The organism is Pseudohaliea sp., from assembly GCF_040217025.1.
Classification (GTDB): domain Bacteria; phylum Pseudomonadota; class Gammaproteobacteria; order Pseudomonadales; family Halieaceae; genus Pseudohaliea.
In genome coordinates this window covers 1,378,787-1,393,843 of sequence record NZ_JAVJOA010000008.1, presented here as the reverse complement: position 1 = coordinate 1,393,843, position 15,057 = coordinate 1,378,787, and the positions used below count along the sequence as shown (strand labels likewise).

The window sequence follows — 15,057 nt, the reverse complement described above, 5'->3', positions numbered from 1 at the left end:
TCATCGATGCTGTGCCAGACCGCCGTCGAGGCGAAAAATCTGGCCGGTAACGAAATCAGAGCCACTGGCGGTCAGCCACACTGCCAGCGGACCGAGGTCATCAGCCGTCCCCGCGCGTTTCAGCAGCGAAAACCCGATCGGCGATGCGCCGCTGCCGCTGCCTGTCGCCAGCCGCTCGTCCATCCAGTCCATCCAGCCCAGGGAAATGGCGTTGATCGTGATGTTCTTTGCGCCCAGTTCCCTGCTGAGCGATCGCACCAGGCTCTGCGTAGCCGCCTGCGACGCAGCATAGGCGGCAGTGTTTGCGACGCCGCGCTCGCCGAGTACATGCGTGAGCAGCAGCACCTTGCCGCCGCCCGCTGCTTCCATCGCCTCGGCGGCCGCTTTCAGCGCTGCGAACTGGGCGCCGAAGTTGGCAGCCATCACGCGGGTCGTTTCCAGGTCGCTGGTGCTGGCCAGCGGCTTTGCAAAGAAGAGATCGGAGCAGCCGGCAAGGATGTCCAGCCTGCCCAGTTGTTCTGCGCCCGCGCACACGGCCTCCCGGACGCCGCCGGGATCGGCGAGGTCGGCGAGCACAATGTGGACGCGTATCCCCTGCGACTCGAGATCTGCGCGAAGGGCCTCTGTCACGTCGCTATGGTGCGCAATGATCAACGCGAGTTCCGCGCCCGCCTCCGCAAAGGCCCTGGCAACGGCAGCACCGCCGGGAGCGTCCGCCGCCACCACGGCAGCCTTTTTTCCCGTCAGGTCGAAATGCTCCACAACGCCGCTCATGCTGTACCGCCTTCAAGGTCACTGTACGGCTCGAAATAGGACGGTGCGATCCCGCCGGCCAGGTCGCCGCCATCGATAATAAAGTTGGCCCCGGTGACGTAGCTGGAGGCGTCGGAGGCGAGATAGACCGCCAGGGGACCGAGCTCCCAGCATTCTCCCACCCGGCCTACCGCCATCCTTCCGCCGATGCGGCGGCGGTGGTCGGCCTCTACGTCATCCCTTGGGGCACTCTGGGGCACAAGGCCGGGAACGATGGTATTTACCCGTATTCCATAGGGGCTGAGAATTTTTGCCTGCGACTTGCCGAGGGCCAGCACACCACCTTTGGCCGTCGGGTAGGCAAAAATCGGGTTTGCACGATAGGCGGACAGTGAAGACACGTTGATAATGCTGCCGCCGTGCTTCCCGGCGATCATAGCCCTTGCGGCGGCGCGACCGCAGTAGAAAGTGCTCTTTAGATTCAGTGCCAGGGCGAGCTCAAACTCCTCATCGGTATACTCCCAGAAGGGCGTGTGCGAAGTACCGGCTCCCGCGTTCGCGAGCATGATATCGATACGGCCGAAAGAAGCTGCGCAGCTCGCTACCAGGGCGTCCACCTGTTCGGAACAGGTGACGTCCGTTGACACTGCCGTAGCGGTGCCATCAAGAGACAGGATTTCATCAACGGTCTCGTCGATCTGGCTCTGCGTTCTGGCGGCGCACACCACTGCTGCACCCGCTTTCGCCAGCGCGATCGCCATCGCCTTGCCCAGGCCTCTCCCTGCCCCGGTGACGATCGCAGCACGACCATCAAGCCTCAATGCTTCCAGCACCGCACGCCCCCCATACGTTGTGAACTTTCCTTCCTGTTGTGTAGCCAGCCGCTTCCGATGATCAACGGCCTTTCCATTCTGGGGGTCGCTTGTTCCGGAACGCGTCCATCGCTTCCGCTGCATCTTCCGAGTTGTACAGACAGAACTTCTGCAGCATCAGCGAGTAGGGAAGCACCTGGTTGGCCACGGCCTTGATCTGCTTGTTGAGCGCCATCTTTGAGGCTGAGATGGCCATGCCTGGGCCCTCCGCCAGGCGATTGGCAAGCGCCATGGCCTTGTCCATCAGCTCATCGTCTTCGACGACAAAGTTAACCAGGCCCAGTTCCTCGGCGGTTTCCGCTGAGAAGGTCTCGCCGGTCATCAGGTAGTACTTGGCCTTGTAGGGCCCCATGACCATCGGCCAGATGACCTGCGAGCCATCGCCGCAGCCCATGCCGATCAGCGTGTGCGTGTCGCCCATGGTGGCGCTGCGCGCTGCGTACACCACGTCGGCCAGCAGGGCGATCATGAACCCCAACCCCATGGCCGGCCCGTTGATCGCCGAGATAATCGGTTTCTCGCAATCCAGGTAGTCGTCGAGGAACTGGCGCGCCTGGCGCCAGATTCTATCGCCGGAAAAGCGCGACTGGCTCGGCGAGAAATCACCGCCGGCGCAGAACGCGCGCCCCGCGCCGGTGAGGACCATGACCTTGGCGTCCGGGTCTTCATCGAGGTCGCGCGCCAGGGCGAGGATCTCCAGGTGCATGTTGGGATCGACGGCGTTGAGTTTTTCCGGCTTGTTGAGCGTGGCGACCACGACGCCGTTGGGATGCTTCTCTATCCTGATGGCATCGTAGTTCTCCTGCTTCATCTCGTGCTCGTAAAACGCGTTACCCGGCATGGTGTATCGCCCTCCAGCGGCTGCTTGTCTCGATTCAGAAATTCCAGGCTGGCCCGCTACCCGGGCATCCCGCCCTCCAGCCCGCCTTGCAGAGCGGGTACCCGTACACCCCCTTCGCCATGACAAATGCTAGACAAAAAAATATCACAAGTATATGTAAATTGGTCTAGGCTTGCTCTAATCGCGGTAATAGATGCGAAATCGCACCAAAAAGTATTTATAAATAATCTTAATACGCCCCTAAAAGGGTATTTTAGGCAGCTGTGAAGATAACGATAAAGGAGGCAGAAACATGTACAGCCGAATCGTGAGAACGCTCATTGTGGGACCTGTCCTCCTCGGAGCCGCCCATGGCGCCCGGTCACAGGAGGCCGACAATGCCGCCGGCACGGTGCGAGTCCTCGAAGAGGTGGTTGTCTCCGCCACGCGCAGGGAGCGCGACGTTCAGGATGTTTCCCTGTCGGTGACGGCGCTGAGCGGTGACATGGTCAGGGACTTCGGCTTCGAGAACGGGGTGCAGGTGTCGGACATGGTCCCGAACTTTGCCGTGCAGCAGCAGTGGGGCCCCGGGTCGCCACCCTATATGAGTATCCGCGGGGTCAGCTATGCCGATTTCGAGTTCGTCAACGAGATGTCCGTGGGCACCTACATCGACGAGGTGTTCCAGGCGCACATGGGCACGGTGGGCAATCAGCTCTTCGACCTCGAGCGTGTCGAGGTCCTGAGGGGGCCGCAAGGCACCCTGTTCGGACGCAACACCACGGGCGGCCTGGTGCATTACCTGTCCCGCAAGCCCACGGAGGAAACCGAGGGCTACCTCGAGGCCCAGGTCGGATCCTTTGATCAACGTATTGTAGAGGGTGCCCTGGGTGGGGCGTTGTCGGATCGCCTGCGCGCACGGGTTGCCTTCAAGCACAATGAGGACGATGGCATTCGCAGCAACTGGGGCGTCGACGGTTCGCGCTTCGGTAAAACCGATGCTCAGTCTGTACGCGCGATCATCCAGTACGACGCGACGCCGGACCTGCGCTTCGAGGCCAATGTCCACGCATCGGATGCCGATTCCACCTTCGCCGGATACGCCTTCTTCGGCAACCTGGACCTCGAAACCGGAGCAACCTGCTCCGCGGCCGATGTGCTGAACTCGCGCTGCGGCAATGAAGTGGGGTTTGTGGACCCATCGCCGTCTGCCGAACACGTCTATTCCCGCCACGATGAGTTTGCCAACGAGGCCGATGGCCTGGGCGGCTATCTCAAGGTGGACTGGTCTACGGCCTGGGGGGATTTCACCTCGATAACAGCCTACGAAGAAGTGGATATGTTCCTCCAGCAGGACTTCACCGGAACCCATGTCGCCGCGCAGTTCTGGGACACGCTCTATCTCAGTGAAGTCGAGCAGCTCAGCCAGGAGTTCCGCCTGGAGGGCTCGACGGATCGCCTCGACTGGCTGCTTGGCGCCTACTACTACACGGATGAGCGCTGGGCGTTCACAGAGGTGTTCCTCAATGATTTCTCACTGCAGAATGCGGACAAGACCGTCGAAACGGAGTCTTTCGCGCTCTTCGGCCACGGTGAGTACGCGCTCTCGGAGGAATGGACGCTGGCCGCCGGGGTGCGGGTGACCGACGAGACCCGGGAGCTGACAGAGTTCAAGACCAACAACTTCTTTGGCAGCTTCGATTTCTCCCAGCCTCAGATTGATGTGTCCAGCACCGAGGTGACGGGGCGGGCGGCACTCGAGTGGCGGCCGCGGGAGGCGACGATGTACTACCTGCAGTACAGCCGCGGTTTCAAAAGTGGCGGTTTCAATACATCGTCGAGTATCACCGATCCTGCTCTGATCGGGCCCGTAGATCCGGAAGTGGTCGACGCGTTCGAGCTGGGTACCAAGGCGACGCTGCTGGGCGGGCGACTGCGCCTGAATGGCAGCATCTTCTACATGGATTTCGAGGGCCTGCAGGCCAACGCGGGAGAGCGTGATCCGGACTCGGGAACTCCGGTGATACGCTTCCTGAATCTTGGACAGGCGGACATCTATGGTGCCGAGCTGGAGTTAATGGCGGTCGCCGGTAACTGGGAGTTCTCCCTGGGAGGCGGCTTGCTCGATTCGGAAATCTCAACGGCCGACACTATCACTGTCAATGGTGTGAGCATCGACGGGAACGAGCTGTCGACCGCCCCGGCATCGAATTTCAATGGTGCTATCCGCTACCGACTCCCGGCCGGGCAAGTAGGTGAGCTGGTATTTCAGGCGGATGGCCGCTATCAGTCGTCGATGTTCTTCGGCCCCGATAACAGCGCTTACGAGGAGCAGGACGCCTACGGCGTGTTCAACCTCCGGGTCGGCTGGACATCGACGGGTGGTGACCTGACCGCGCAGCTGTTTGTCGAGAATGCGGGGGATGAAGATTACGCCACGACCATGTTCCAGGCCGCAGGCTTTCCGGTTAGCTACCACGCGCTCGGTGCTCCGCGTCGGGTCGGCTTCCGGCTTGGGCTGGAGTTCTGATCGGGCGACGGAGACTGCCGTATCAGCGCCGACAAACGGCTTGTGGTGGTTTTCCGTACCAGGCCTTGAAGGCGTGGGTGAACGCTTCGGGACAGGAGTAGCCCAGGGCCAGGGCAGTGCACTTGACGCTCAGGCCTTTATCCTGCAGGTAATGAAGCGCCAGGTCGCGGCGCACGCCCTCCAGCAGTTCCCGGAAGGTGGTGTTCCTTTCCTGAAGCTTTCGCTGGAGGGTCCGGCGAGACAGGTTGTGCCGCGCCGCAATCTTGCCGACGGTAGGCTGCCCGACGGGCAGGGTCAGCGTGATCGTCTGTTTCAGCCTGCCGGTAAACGCGTCGGTTTGCTGGTCGCTGCGGAATACCTCCTGCAGCCAGGCAAGCCGACTGTCATGGATATTCACCGACGTATCCACCACGCGGTAATCCAGGGTCTCCACGCTGTAGCGGATCGCGCTGATCGGTTGACTGAACGCCAGCCGGCTGGACCCGTAGGAGGAGACGAGCTCCGAAATGTCGTCGGGGCGCGGGTAGGAAAGCATCAACCCCAGGATCTTCAAGGGTCGGTAGCACAGCGTATTCAGGTTCATTGCGGAGTAGCTGAACAGCATATCGGTAAGAAAGCGATTCACGACAGGGTCGCTCTCCACCGGCTCCCAAACAATATGATACTCGGCGCCTCGCCTTACCATTCCGAGTTTGCCGAGCTCTCCGATCACTCTGGATACCGGCGGGAAATTCCTGAACACCTCTCTGAGCGTGCAGCTGATGCGTGACACGTAGCAGATCTCGTCACGATGATTGATATGCAGCACGCGACCAACGTGGAGCCCCAGGTTGTCATTGTCGACCTCGTCGCGGGCGCAGCGGATCAGACGGTAGAGGTTTGTCACGGGCACGCAGGCATTTTCATGCATGAGCCAGTCAGCCCGCAGCCTGGAGCCAGCCATCAGCCTGGCTCGCGAGACACCGTGGCTTTGCGCAACCTGCAGCAGCGCCATGGGAATTCTCGCGGGCACTGTCCCGGCGTCAAGCCCCTCCCCGGGCGCGGTCAACAAGCCCTGCCGGACTCCTCGCGTTCCCCGGGCGGTTGTCTTAACGGTCTGCGGCTGGGCTGTAGCCACCGTCAGCGGAAAGTCCGTTTCAGGCCGGGGCTCATTCGAAAACCCCCGAGGCGATGTGATCAGCGATTGTCCCGTCGTCGTAGCCGAGAACGTCCGTCAACACCTCGAAGAGATGCTGGCCCATCGTCGGGCCCGCCCACCGGGGCCCGCCGGGTGTGCGCGACAAGTGTATCGGTGTCCCTTCCACCCAGGTTTCTCCGTGTTCAGCATGGGGGACGCGAACCAGGTGGTTGCGATGTGCCAGCTGCGGGTCCGTAACGATATCGGCCGCGTAGGAAACCCGGTGGGCCGGAATGCCTGCCGCCTGCAGCTGAGCCTCGAGGGCTGCACCGTCGCAATTGGCGGTCCATGCGGCAACGACCTGGTCGAGTTCATCGCTTCTGCTCTTGCGTTCATCCAGGCAGAGGTCGGCCAGGTCCCGACGATCCATTAAGGTGGCGAGCGCCTGCCACTGCTGGTTGTCCTCGCAGGCGATGGCTATCCATGCGTCACGTCCCGGAACCGGGTAGACGCCATGCGGAACCATGTTGCGGTCCTTGTTTCCACATCGCTCCATCGATTTGCCGTTGACCTCCTCCTCCAGCAGCTGTGGCGCGATCATCTGGACCGCGCCCTCCATCTGCGAGAAGTCGATGTGCTGTCCTTCACCGGTGCGACGGCGCCACTCGAGGGCCCCCAGGATTGCCGCCGCCATGAACCGTGGGGACGTATAGTCCGAGTAGGCGCCATAAGGGCCTGCCGGAAGCCGGTCCGGCCAGCCGGTCAGCGGGTAGAAGCCTGCGATGGCTGCCCCCGCGCCGCCGAAGCCTGAGTATGCGTGCAGCGGGCCCGTGGAGCCGAGGAGGCAGCTCGACAGCATGATGAGGTCGGGCTTGACCGCGCGAAGGTCTTCGTAGCCGATACCCATCCTTGCCATGGTGCCGGAGGAGAACGATTCGACGACTACGTCGGCCCAGCGGGCGAGATCCAGCACGACTTCCCGCGCCTTCGGGTGCCTGAGGTTCAGCGTGAGTCCCAGCTTGCCGGCGTTAGCGGTGTGCCAGGAAACCGAGTTCTCGGGTTCGCCGTCCTTTCCCAGGTAAGGCCCCGCGCCTCGCAATACGTCGAGCTTGTGCTGTGACTCGATTCTGATAACCGTGGCGCCGTGGTCGGCAAGGATCCGCGTGCTGCCCGGTCCTGCCACCGCCCAGGTGAAGTCGAGAACGCGCAGGCCGGCGAGGGCCGGGCCGTGCTGGCTCTCCCGCTTCTTGGTGGGCAGCTTCCCCGGTGTGGATTCCAGGTGTTCGCGAAGCTCTGAAGTATGCTCACCCGTGGCGGGTGCGCGCCCGAGGATCCTGAAGGGCGATGCCGGAGCGCGGGCGAACGCGCCCGGGGCGCGGCTGCCTTCAACGTCCTGCCACCAGTTTCGCTTTCTCAGGTGCTCAAACTCGAGCAGGTCCCGGGCTGTCATCACCGGGGCCAGAAGCAGGCGTCGTTCCATCGCGGCCCTGAAGAGCTCGTCCTTGCTTTTGCCTGCGAGGAAACGCTGCAGGATGACCGTACCTTCTTTCATGGCTTCAAGCGCGGACGCATCCTGGTCGACTTTCCGGCCGAAGGTGATCCAGTCGTTTTCGGCCCACCATGCGCTGCACTGACCTTCTTCGTGAATCCACTGGAAGAGTCTTTTTGCGTAAGGACCGAAGATCGGGCCGAACAGGAAGGAGCCGATCACGTGGCCGTCCGCGCACCTGTGGACGGTCTGAACCGTGACTCGGCCGAGCTGGATGCCCCCGCCGAGGCGGGTAGCGGCGGGCTTGCCGACCAGCGGTGCGAGGGTCTGGAATTGGGTTGCAGAGAGGTAGGATTGCTGTGCTGAAATGTCCGCGTGCTGGCCCAGCCCCGAGCGGAAACGCTCCGCGAGAGCAATGAGTGCCGCGCAGGCGGCATCGGCGGCGGCGAATGCGAAGGCCTGCGGTGCGCAGACGCGCACCGGTGCTCGGTCCGCATCGCCGGTCATACCCAGCGTCCCCGCTGCTGCGCACACAGTCAGGTCGGTGGCAGCCCAGCCCGCCTTGGGTCCGGTCTGGCCGAACGCTGAAATCGAAACCGTGATCAGGGTGGGGTTGAGCGTCCTTAGCGCCTGCAGATCAACGGCCATTGCGCCGCTCTCGATAAGGATGTCGGCCCTGCCGGCGAGGGCGCGCAAGGCGCCTTCCTCTTCGATAACAATTGAGCGCTTGCCGCGGTTGTAGGCAAGGTGGGTCAGCGAAGCGTCCGGCCCGGGAGAGTCGTTGGCGAAGGGCCGGAGGGCCCTGCTCCGATGGCCCTCCGGAGGCTCGAGCAGCAGCACGTCTGCGCCCATCTGTGCAAGCATGTAGCCCGCCAGCTGCGCGGGGCCGTCGGTGAGGTCGAGGACCCGGTAGGGTGCTAACACCGTGCGGCCTCCCTGCTTACAGCCAACTCAGGGGCCTCGCCATTGCTGGTTGGCGAAGCCCTCGGCCGGGTCGTCCAGCGGCCAGCCCTCTTCAAAGGGATAGGCCATGCCGTACCCCTTGTGGTGTTTCAGCTTCCACTGCCCGTCGACCTTGACGCACAGGTCTACGGATCGCGCGAGGAGCCAGCAGCGGGCGTTGCTTTCCCGGAAAGTGAAAGCGCCGAAGAAGTTGCAGTCGTGGTGAGCGGTGTTTCCGTCCACCCGGATGCGGTGGTTGAACACGTTATGCTGGGAAAAGCTTATCTCTGCGCGGAAGCGGTCGAACAGGGCCCGCAGTTCGTCGTGGCCCCGCGCGACACCATCCTCCCCGCCATCCCAGACTCCGTCCTCGGTGAAGATGCCCACAATCCGGTCGGCGTTGTGGTCCTCGTCCGCAATGTCGCAGTACTCCGCCATGAGCTGCTTGATCGCCTCAACGTCTTCGAGATAGGTGATACGTTCCTCGAGTTCTCGCTTGCTCATCTGCCTGCCCCCGTTCTTGTCGCTGGCATTCGGTTGCCCCGTTGGTCTGCGCGTCCCTGGCAGGCTCAAGAGGGCGATTGTTATATCCATATAAGTATATTTAAATAACCTAAATCCTCTGAGACGGTTCGATTTAGCAATTATCGGCCGCTACTGCGGCGAATGCTATTGACCGAGTGCATCTAGTATATCACTATCAGTATCATTGTGTGGTTTCGGTTCGATCACTATCGGCCGTAATCAGCAGTTGATAGCTAACGGCCAGTGGCGCCCGCTTCAGGCCCCGCCCAGCGGAGGCACTGAGCGTCGCCCGTCGCATGATTTTCAAGGCGACGTGCACTGGTCTGTCAGGGAATTTTGGGGTCAGCGGAATGCCGCAGGGACAAGAACAAATTGATGCGGAAATCGACTCTGCTCCCGTAAGGCAGCTCGATGCGCTTATTGTCGGCGCCGGTGTCAGCGGGCTCTACCAGCTCCATCGTCTGCTGGAGCTGGGCCTCGACGTGCAGGCTTTCGATGCGGCCGAGGGGGTCGGCGGGACCTGGTATTGGAACCAATATCCGGGCGCAGTGCTGGACTCCGAGAGCTGGGCCTACGCGTACTTCTTTTCTGATGAGCTGCTGCAGGAGTGGAACTGGTCATCGGAGTTTGCTCCCGCGGCTGAAATCGAGCGCTATCTGAACTTCGTTGCTGACCGTCTGAACCTGCGCCCGCATATCCGGCTGGGGAGACGGGTGACGGCCGCGGCATTTGACGATCAACAGGACCTGTGGACCGTCACCACCGACGACGGACAGTGCGTGCAGGCACGCTACCTGGTTACCGCAGTGGGTTTCCTCTCCGCTACCTATCTGCCCGACATTCCTGGAATTGGCGATTTCAAGGGGCAGTCCTTCCACACCGCTCGCTGGCCGAGAGAGCCGATTGATTTCACTGGCAAACGCGTGGGCGTGATCGGTACCGGTTCCACCGGCGTCCAGATCATTTCCAGTATCGCGGGCAAGTGCAGGCATCTGAAGGTATTCCAGCGCACGCCGAACTACTGTCTGCCGCTGCGTAATGCGCCGATCGATGAGCGGAGAATGCAGGAAATCAAGGACAGCTATCCCGAGATCATCGAGATCTGCAAGACGACACTGACCGGGTTTCCGCACAAGCCGGACCCGCGCGGCACCTTCGACGTGAGCGCTGAAGAGCGCGAGGCCTTCTTTGAAGAAATCTGGCAGGAACGTGGGTTCAAGAAGTGGTTCGGCAACTTCAAGGACATCATGGTCAACCGGGAGGCCAATGAGCTCTACGCGGAGTTTGTCCGCAGGAAGATCCGGGAGCGCGTAAAAGACCCTGCCGTGGCTGAAAAGCTTTGCCCCACCTACCACTTCGGCGCGAAGCGACCGCCCATGGAGACAAACTTCTACGAGGCATTCAACCGGGACGACGTTGAGCTCGTTGACGTCAAGGAGTCGCCCATTGAATGCATTACCGAATCCGGGGTGAAGACGACGGACGCGGAACACGAACTGGACGTGCTGATCTTTGCCACGGGGTTCGATGCCGTCACCGGTGAGTTCGAGCGCCTTGATATCCGCGGAATCGACGGCGAGACCCTCAAGGAGCACTGGCGTGATGGGCCTGCGAGCTTCATGGGGGTCCTGGTTGCGGGTTTCCCTAACCTGTTCCTGGGAGGGGGAGCCGTGTTCTCGAACTTCCCACGCTGTGCGGAGGCTACCGGTGACCTGGTGAGCCGGTGTATCGCGCACGCGCGGAAAACCGGGGCCACACGCCTGGAAGTCGACGCGGAGCAGGAAAAGGCGTGGGGAGACCACGCCGGGGAGCTGGCTTCGAAGGTGCTCAGGTCGGACGTCGGCAGCTGGTTCTTCGGCAATAACATCCCCGGGAAGCCGGAGGTTTTCCTGTTCTATGCCGGCGGCATGGTCAAGTATCGAGAGAAGATCGAGGAGCTGGCTGCCGATGAGTTCCGGCGCCTGAAGTTCAGCGGTGGAGAACGAGACTTGGCTGAGCAAAGAAGTCAGCGGGGGCGATGATGATCTACGAGATCCGTAACTACTACCTGGACCCGAAAGCGCTTCCGGACTACGAGAACTGGTTGACAGCCTGGGCATTGCCCTACATGCGTGAGCACCTGGATCTCGTGGGTTTCTGGGTGACCCGTGGGCCGGATGCCGAGGTTGCCGGCGCGCCGCTGGATGAGCTGGGCGCCGCCACTGTGACCTGGATTATCCGCTGGCCCGACATCGAGACCCGCAATAGCGAGATGGCCAGGGTGTTCGCGCCTTCCAGCGAAGCGTGGGGAGCCATTACGGAGAAGCACCCCGGCAGGGAACACTATCGCCGTATCGAGGCCAGGTTTGCGGAAGAGCTCCTGGACGCGCCGGACACTGGAAAACAGCGGTAGAAGACAATGGATTTCGGCATAGCGTTTCCCTCCTACATCAATGCCTGGCGCGATGCGCAGATCGCCGAGGCCAATGGTTTCAGCCACGCCTGGTTCTACGATTCCCAACTGCTCTATTCGGACGTCTACGCCACCATGGCGCTGGTCGCCGAGCATACCCGCACCATCAAGCTCGGCACTCTCGTTGCTGTTCCGACCAATCGCATCGCGCCCGTCACGGCGTCCGCCGTGGCAACGATCAACGCGCTGGCGCCGGGGCGCGTCATCCTTGGCATCGGTGCCGGCGGAACCGCGCGCAATTCCATGGGCCTCCACCAGGTCAAGGTGAAGGACCTGTCGTCCTACGTGCAGCAGGTCCGCGGACTGCTCGCCGGAGAGGATGTCCTGTTCCGCGAGGGCGATGCGGAGCGCTGGATTCGCCTGCTGCACCGCGATCGCGCGCGGGGCTATATCAACCTCGATGACCCCATTGAAGTGCACGTGGCGGCAAACGGGCCGCGTGCCCTGCGCATAGCAGCGGAGCACGGTGATGGCTGGATAACGGTCGTACAGCAGCCTAAGGCGATCCAGGGCTGCCTTGAAACGATCGCCGAAGCGAGGGGCGATGAAGAACCTCCCTATTCCACCCTGCTGCAGTCCGGGGCCTGCGTCCTCAGGGACGGTGAAAGCCTGACATCGCCCCGGGTTGTCCAGCGCCTCGGGCCGGCCGTACTGGCGAGGGCGCACGCCGCCTGGGAGACACTCCGGGGCGGAGCCGGCCTCGGGCTCCGCGATGACGAACTTGGGGAACGCTACGGAGAGTACGTCGACGCTTACGCCGAAGGAATCGGATCACCGGCGGACCGCCGCTATCTCGATGTTCACGAAGGTCACCTGGTCTACATGAAACCGGGTGAGGAGGCCTTCGTTGACGAGCGCGGCATAGCGAGGACCTTCGTCGGGTCGCCGGAACAACTGCTGGAGCGCATACACAGGCTGGAAGAGGCCGGCGTGCGTCATATTGCAATCCAGGTTGTGGGCACCGATGGGCGAGAGCTTATCGAGGAGTTCGGAAAGAAAATCCTGGCCAAAGTGAACTAACCCCGGGCTGTCGCCGGGAACAGCGGTGTACCGCTACGCCGTCGCCGGCGAGCCGTCCGCCACGAGCGTGAAGGCAACGGGAAAGCAGTCGTCACTGCAGCTTAGGTAACTGATATCGTCAATTAAATGAAGGAGGTTCACCGTGACCGATACTCTTGAAGACATCAAAATCATAGACACGGATGCGCATTTCACAGAGCCGCACGATCTCTGGACGTCCCGTGTTCCCGCGAGCTATAAGGAGCTGGTACCTCACGTGAAGACCGTCGACGGTCGTCAACGCTGGTTCGTCGATAACGACGTATCGCTGCGTGGAGCCGGCCCCGACAGCGTGATCGTGAAGGGTGCCGACGCTGCCAAGGTGCCGGGCGTCGAATTCAATAAGTTCACCATCGAAGATGTCCACGAGTCGTCCTACGACGGCCCTGCGCGTGTTGAGTCCCTCGATCGTCTCGGGCTGCATGCCCAGGTCATGTATCCCAACGTCGCCGGCTTCGGCAACGTTCGCTTCCTGAAGATCCGCGATCCCGAGCTGCGCATGCTGTGCGTGACCGTATACAACGACGCCATGGCGGACATGCAGAAGGAGTCAGGGGACCGCCTTTTCCCCATGGCGCTGGTTCCGTGGTGGGACATCGATGCGGCGGTCAAGGAAGTGCAGCGGGTAAATGAGCTGGGGCTGCGCGGCATCGTGACCTGTAACGACCCCGATCAACTCGGCATGCCCGACCTGGCGCAGCCTGACTGGGACCCGCTCTGGGATGCCTGCAGCCAGCTGAAGATGCCCGTGAACTTCCACATCGGTGCCAACTCCGAGGGCTTCGACGCTTTCGGTCATTGCGCGTGGCCTTCCTTCGGCAAGGAGGCGCGGCTGGCGCTCGCATCGGCATTCCTTTACCTCGATAACGCCAGGATCCTCGGCAACCTGATCTACAGCGGGGTGCTGGACCGTTTTCCGGAATGCAAGTTCGTCAGTGTCGAGAGCGGCGTCGGCTGGGTGCCTTTCTATCTCCAGGCGCTGGATTACCAGCTGACGGAAGCGGCGCCCAACGAGCTCAAGCGACTGAAGCTGAAGCCTTCGGAGTACTTCAAGCGTCAGCTCTACGCCTGCTTCTGGTTCGAGCAGCTGCCGCCCCAGTCGGTGCTGGAGCAGCTTGGTGTGGAAAACGTTCTCTTTGAAACGGATTACCCGCACCCGACCTGCCTGTACCCGGATGCGCGGGAGCACCTGAAGAAAACGACGGCGCACTTCGATGACGCTACGCGAAAGCGCATCCTGCAGGACAATGCGGCCGAGCTCTACAGGATTCCCGTATAGGCGATGTGCCCGAAAGCCTGCCTGGTACCGCAAGCGCGGGGGGCGGCCCGATCTCCCGGGTCGCCCCGTCTTGCGATCTACGCGCCACGGATGGCGCACAGCTTTCGACCGGGAGCCCGGGTGCACGGTCCCTGGCGGGGACTTACGTGACAGCCAGTGTCGGCTACAGGAGGCCTCATGACCGAAATTCCAGCCTTTTCCTACACTGATCCCGTTGCCGAAATTGCGAGCGCGCTGCGTGATGCGGGGGCGGTGATCGTTAGAGACGCGCTGTCGCCTGCGACTGTCGATGAGCTGGCGGCTGCAATAGAGCCGCATTTTGAGGCCGTGCCGCTGGATCCGAAGAGTCCGGTGGGCAACAAGAAAGCGCTGACGGGCCTGTTCGGCCGTGACCCGTGCTTCAGCGAGGAACTGCTCCTGCACCCGCTGCTGCTCGAACTCAGTGATGCCATTCTGTTGCCGAGAACCCCGATGGGGCCTGGCGCCCTTGCCGAGGCACAGTCTGCCGGTGACCAGCACGTAAACAGCAGTGTGGAGGAATCGCTGGACGAGCTTACCAGGGCTCGCGATCCCCTGAAGGGCCCCAACTGCAGCCATTACCGCGTGAGTGCCGGCGTTGCGACCCAGGTCTACAAGGGGGAGGCGATGCAGCCCCTGCATCGCGAAATGGATATCTACAGTCCCTTTATCCGGCAGGGACCCGAGCAGCAGGAGTGTATCCTCACCTGTAACTGGGCTGTGACTGACTTCACCAGGGATAATGGTGGCACGCGACTCGTGCCCGGAAGCCATCTGTGGCCTGCAGAGCGCAAGGCTGAAGACCATGAGGTCGCACAGGCCGTGATGCCGAAGGGCTCGGTCGTGTTCTGGCTTGGCAGGACGCTGCATGCCTTTGCGCCGAACCGTACCGACCAGCACCGGCAGGCGTTTCTCATGACCATCGCCGTTGACTGGCTGACCCAGGAGGAAAACCAGTACCTGGTGGCACCACCGGAAATCGCGAGAGCGCTTCCTTACCGGGCTCAGCAATTGCTGGGGTACCGGGCGAGTATGTGGCTGGGGTGGGTGCAGGGCCTGGACAGTGACAATATGCTGGCCTCCGGAGATGGCGGTCCCCTCGAAGAGTTTGGCAGGCGCAGCAGGGACAGAGCGCCGCGAGGCCCTTCCTGAAGCTACAGGCTCATGCTTTGCTTGCCGTTGTTGACATAAGGAGAAGAAC

12 protein-coding genes are annotated in these 15,057 nt (G+C 62.0%); 6 read left to right on the top strand and 6 right to left on the bottom strand.

The features are described from left to right. The 3 genes from RKE50_RS10420 to RKE50_RS10410 form a co-directional block, all read right to left on the bottom strand. A complete protein-coding gene (locus RKE50_RS10420) occupies positions 1–774 on the bottom strand; it encodes an SDR family NAD(P)-dependent oxidoreductase (RefSeq protein ID WP_350036337.1) in 774 nt (257 codons plus the stop codon). After that, positions 771–1,586, bottom strand: coding sequence for an SDR family NAD(P)-dependent oxidoreductase (locus RKE50_RS10415; protein WP_350036336.1), 816 nt, complete (start codon positions 1,584–1,586; stop codon positions 771–773). The genes RKE50_RS10420 and RKE50_RS10415 overlap by 4 nt, the downstream gene beginning before the upstream one ends. Before the next feature lie 61 nt (positions 1,587–1,647). Continuing rightward, entirely contained in the window at positions 1,648–2,466 is an 819-nt protein-coding gene (locus RKE50_RS10410; RefSeq protein WP_350036335.1) for an enoyl-CoA hydratase-related protein, read from the bottom strand. A 292-nt stretch (positions 2,467–2,758) separates the two neighbouring features. Here RKE50_RS10410 and RKE50_RS10405 point away from each other — a divergent pair, with 292 nt between their 5' ends. Beyond that, positions 2,759–4,975, top strand: coding sequence for a TonB-dependent receptor (locus RKE50_RS10405; RefSeq protein WP_350036334.1), 2,217 nt, complete (start codon positions 2,759–2,761; stop codon positions 4,973–4,975). Positions 4,976–4,997: 22 nt separating this feature from the next. Here RKE50_RS10405 and RKE50_RS10400 read toward each other — a convergent pair whose 3' ends face one another. From RKE50_RS10400 to RKE50_RS10390, 3 genes are all read right to left on the bottom strand, one after another. Further along, complete coding sequence (locus tag RKE50_RS10400) at positions 4,998–5,969, bottom strand: AraC family transcriptional regulator (RefSeq protein WP_350036333.1); 972 nt, start codon at positions 5,967–5,969, stop codon at positions 4,998–5,000. Positions 5,970–6,123: 154 nt separating this feature from the next. Then, positions 6,124–8,505 (bottom strand): CaiB/BaiF CoA-transferase family protein, encoded by a 2,382-nt coding sequence (locus RKE50_RS10395; RefSeq protein ID WP_350036332.1) that lies wholly within the window; start codon positions 8,503–8,505, stop codon positions 6,124–6,126. A gap of 27 nt (positions 8,506–8,532) precedes the next feature. Next, positions 8,533–9,027: a nuclear transport factor 2 family protein gene (locus RKE50_RS10390; RefSeq protein ID WP_350036331.1), complete on the bottom strand. Its 495-nt coding sequence runs from the start codon at positions 9,025–9,027 to the stop codon at positions 8,533–8,535. A gap of 371 nt (positions 9,028–9,398) precedes the next feature. On the opposite strand from RKE50_RS10390, the gene RKE50_RS10385 reads away from it, so the two are divergent. The 5 genes from RKE50_RS10385 to RKE50_RS10365 all read left to right on the top strand — a co-directional run bounded on the left by RKE50_RS10385 (position 9,399) and on the right by RKE50_RS10365 (position 15,008). Further along, a complete protein-coding gene (locus tag RKE50_RS10385) occupies positions 9,399–11,069 on the top strand; it encodes a flavin-containing monooxygenase (protein ID WP_350036330.1) in 1,671 nt (556 codons plus the stop codon). After that, positions 11,066–11,440 carry a hypothetical protein gene (locus RKE50_RS10380; RefSeq protein WP_350036329.1) on the top strand — a complete coding sequence of 125 codons (375 nt, stop codon included), beginning with the start codon at positions 11,066–11,068 and terminating at the stop codon, positions 11,438–11,440. Before RKE50_RS10385 ends, RKE50_RS10380 begins: the two co-directional genes overlap by 4 nt. Positions 11,441–11,446: 6 nt before the next feature. Continuing rightward, on the top strand, positions 11,447–12,520 hold the full coding sequence (locus RKE50_RS10375; protein ID WP_350036328.1) for an LLM class flavin-dependent oxidoreductase: 1,074 nt from the start codon (positions 11,447–11,449) through the stop codon (positions 12,518–12,520). A gap of 142 nt (positions 12,521–12,662) precedes the next feature. Then, a complete protein-coding gene (locus RKE50_RS10370) occupies positions 12,663–13,838 on the top strand; it encodes an amidohydrolase family protein (RefSeq protein ID WP_350036327.1) in 1,176 nt (391 codons plus the stop codon). A 177-nt stretch (positions 13,839–14,015) separates the two neighbouring features. Continuing rightward, positions 14,016–15,008: a phytanoyl-CoA dioxygenase family protein gene (locus RKE50_RS10365; RefSeq protein ID WP_350036326.1), complete on the top strand. Its 993-nt coding sequence runs from the start codon at positions 14,016–14,018 to the stop codon at positions 15,006–15,008. Positions 15,009–15,057 lie beyond the last annotated feature (49 nt).

Coding starts and splice junctions, on each gene's coding strand:
- RKE50_RS10365 (WP_350036326.1), top strand. CDS start 14,016: ATGACCGAAATTCCAGCCTTTTCCTACACTGATCCCGTTGCCGAAATT.
- RKE50_RS10405 (WP_350036334.1), top strand. CDS start 2,759: ATGTACAGCCGAATCGTGAGAACGCTCATTGTGGGACCTGTCCTCCTC.
- RKE50_RS10420 (WP_350036337.1), bottom strand. CDS start 774: ATGAGCGGCGTTGTGGAGCATTTCGACCTGACGGGAAAAAAGGCTGCC.
- RKE50_RS10375 (WP_350036328.1), top strand. CDS start 11,447: ATGGATTTCGGCATAGCGTTTCCCTCCTACATCAATGCCTGGCGCGAT.
- RKE50_RS10410 (WP_350036335.1), bottom strand. CDS start 2,466: ATGCCGGGTAACGCGTTTTACGAGCACGAGATGAAGCAGGAGAACTAC.
- RKE50_RS10390 (WP_350036331.1), bottom strand. CDS start 9,027: ATGAGCAAGCGAGAACTCGAGGAACGTATCACCTATCTCGAAGACGTT.
- RKE50_RS10400 (WP_350036333.1), bottom strand. CDS start 5,969: ATGGCGCTGCTGCAGGTTGCGCAAAGCCACGGTGTCTCGCGAGCCAGG.
- RKE50_RS10380 (WP_350036329.1), top strand. CDS start 11,066: ATGATGATCTACGAGATCCGTAACTACTACCTGGACCCGAAAGCGCTT.
- RKE50_RS10385 (WP_350036330.1), top strand. CDS start 9,399: ATGCCGCAGGGACAAGAACAAATTGATGCGGAAATCGACTCTGCTCCC.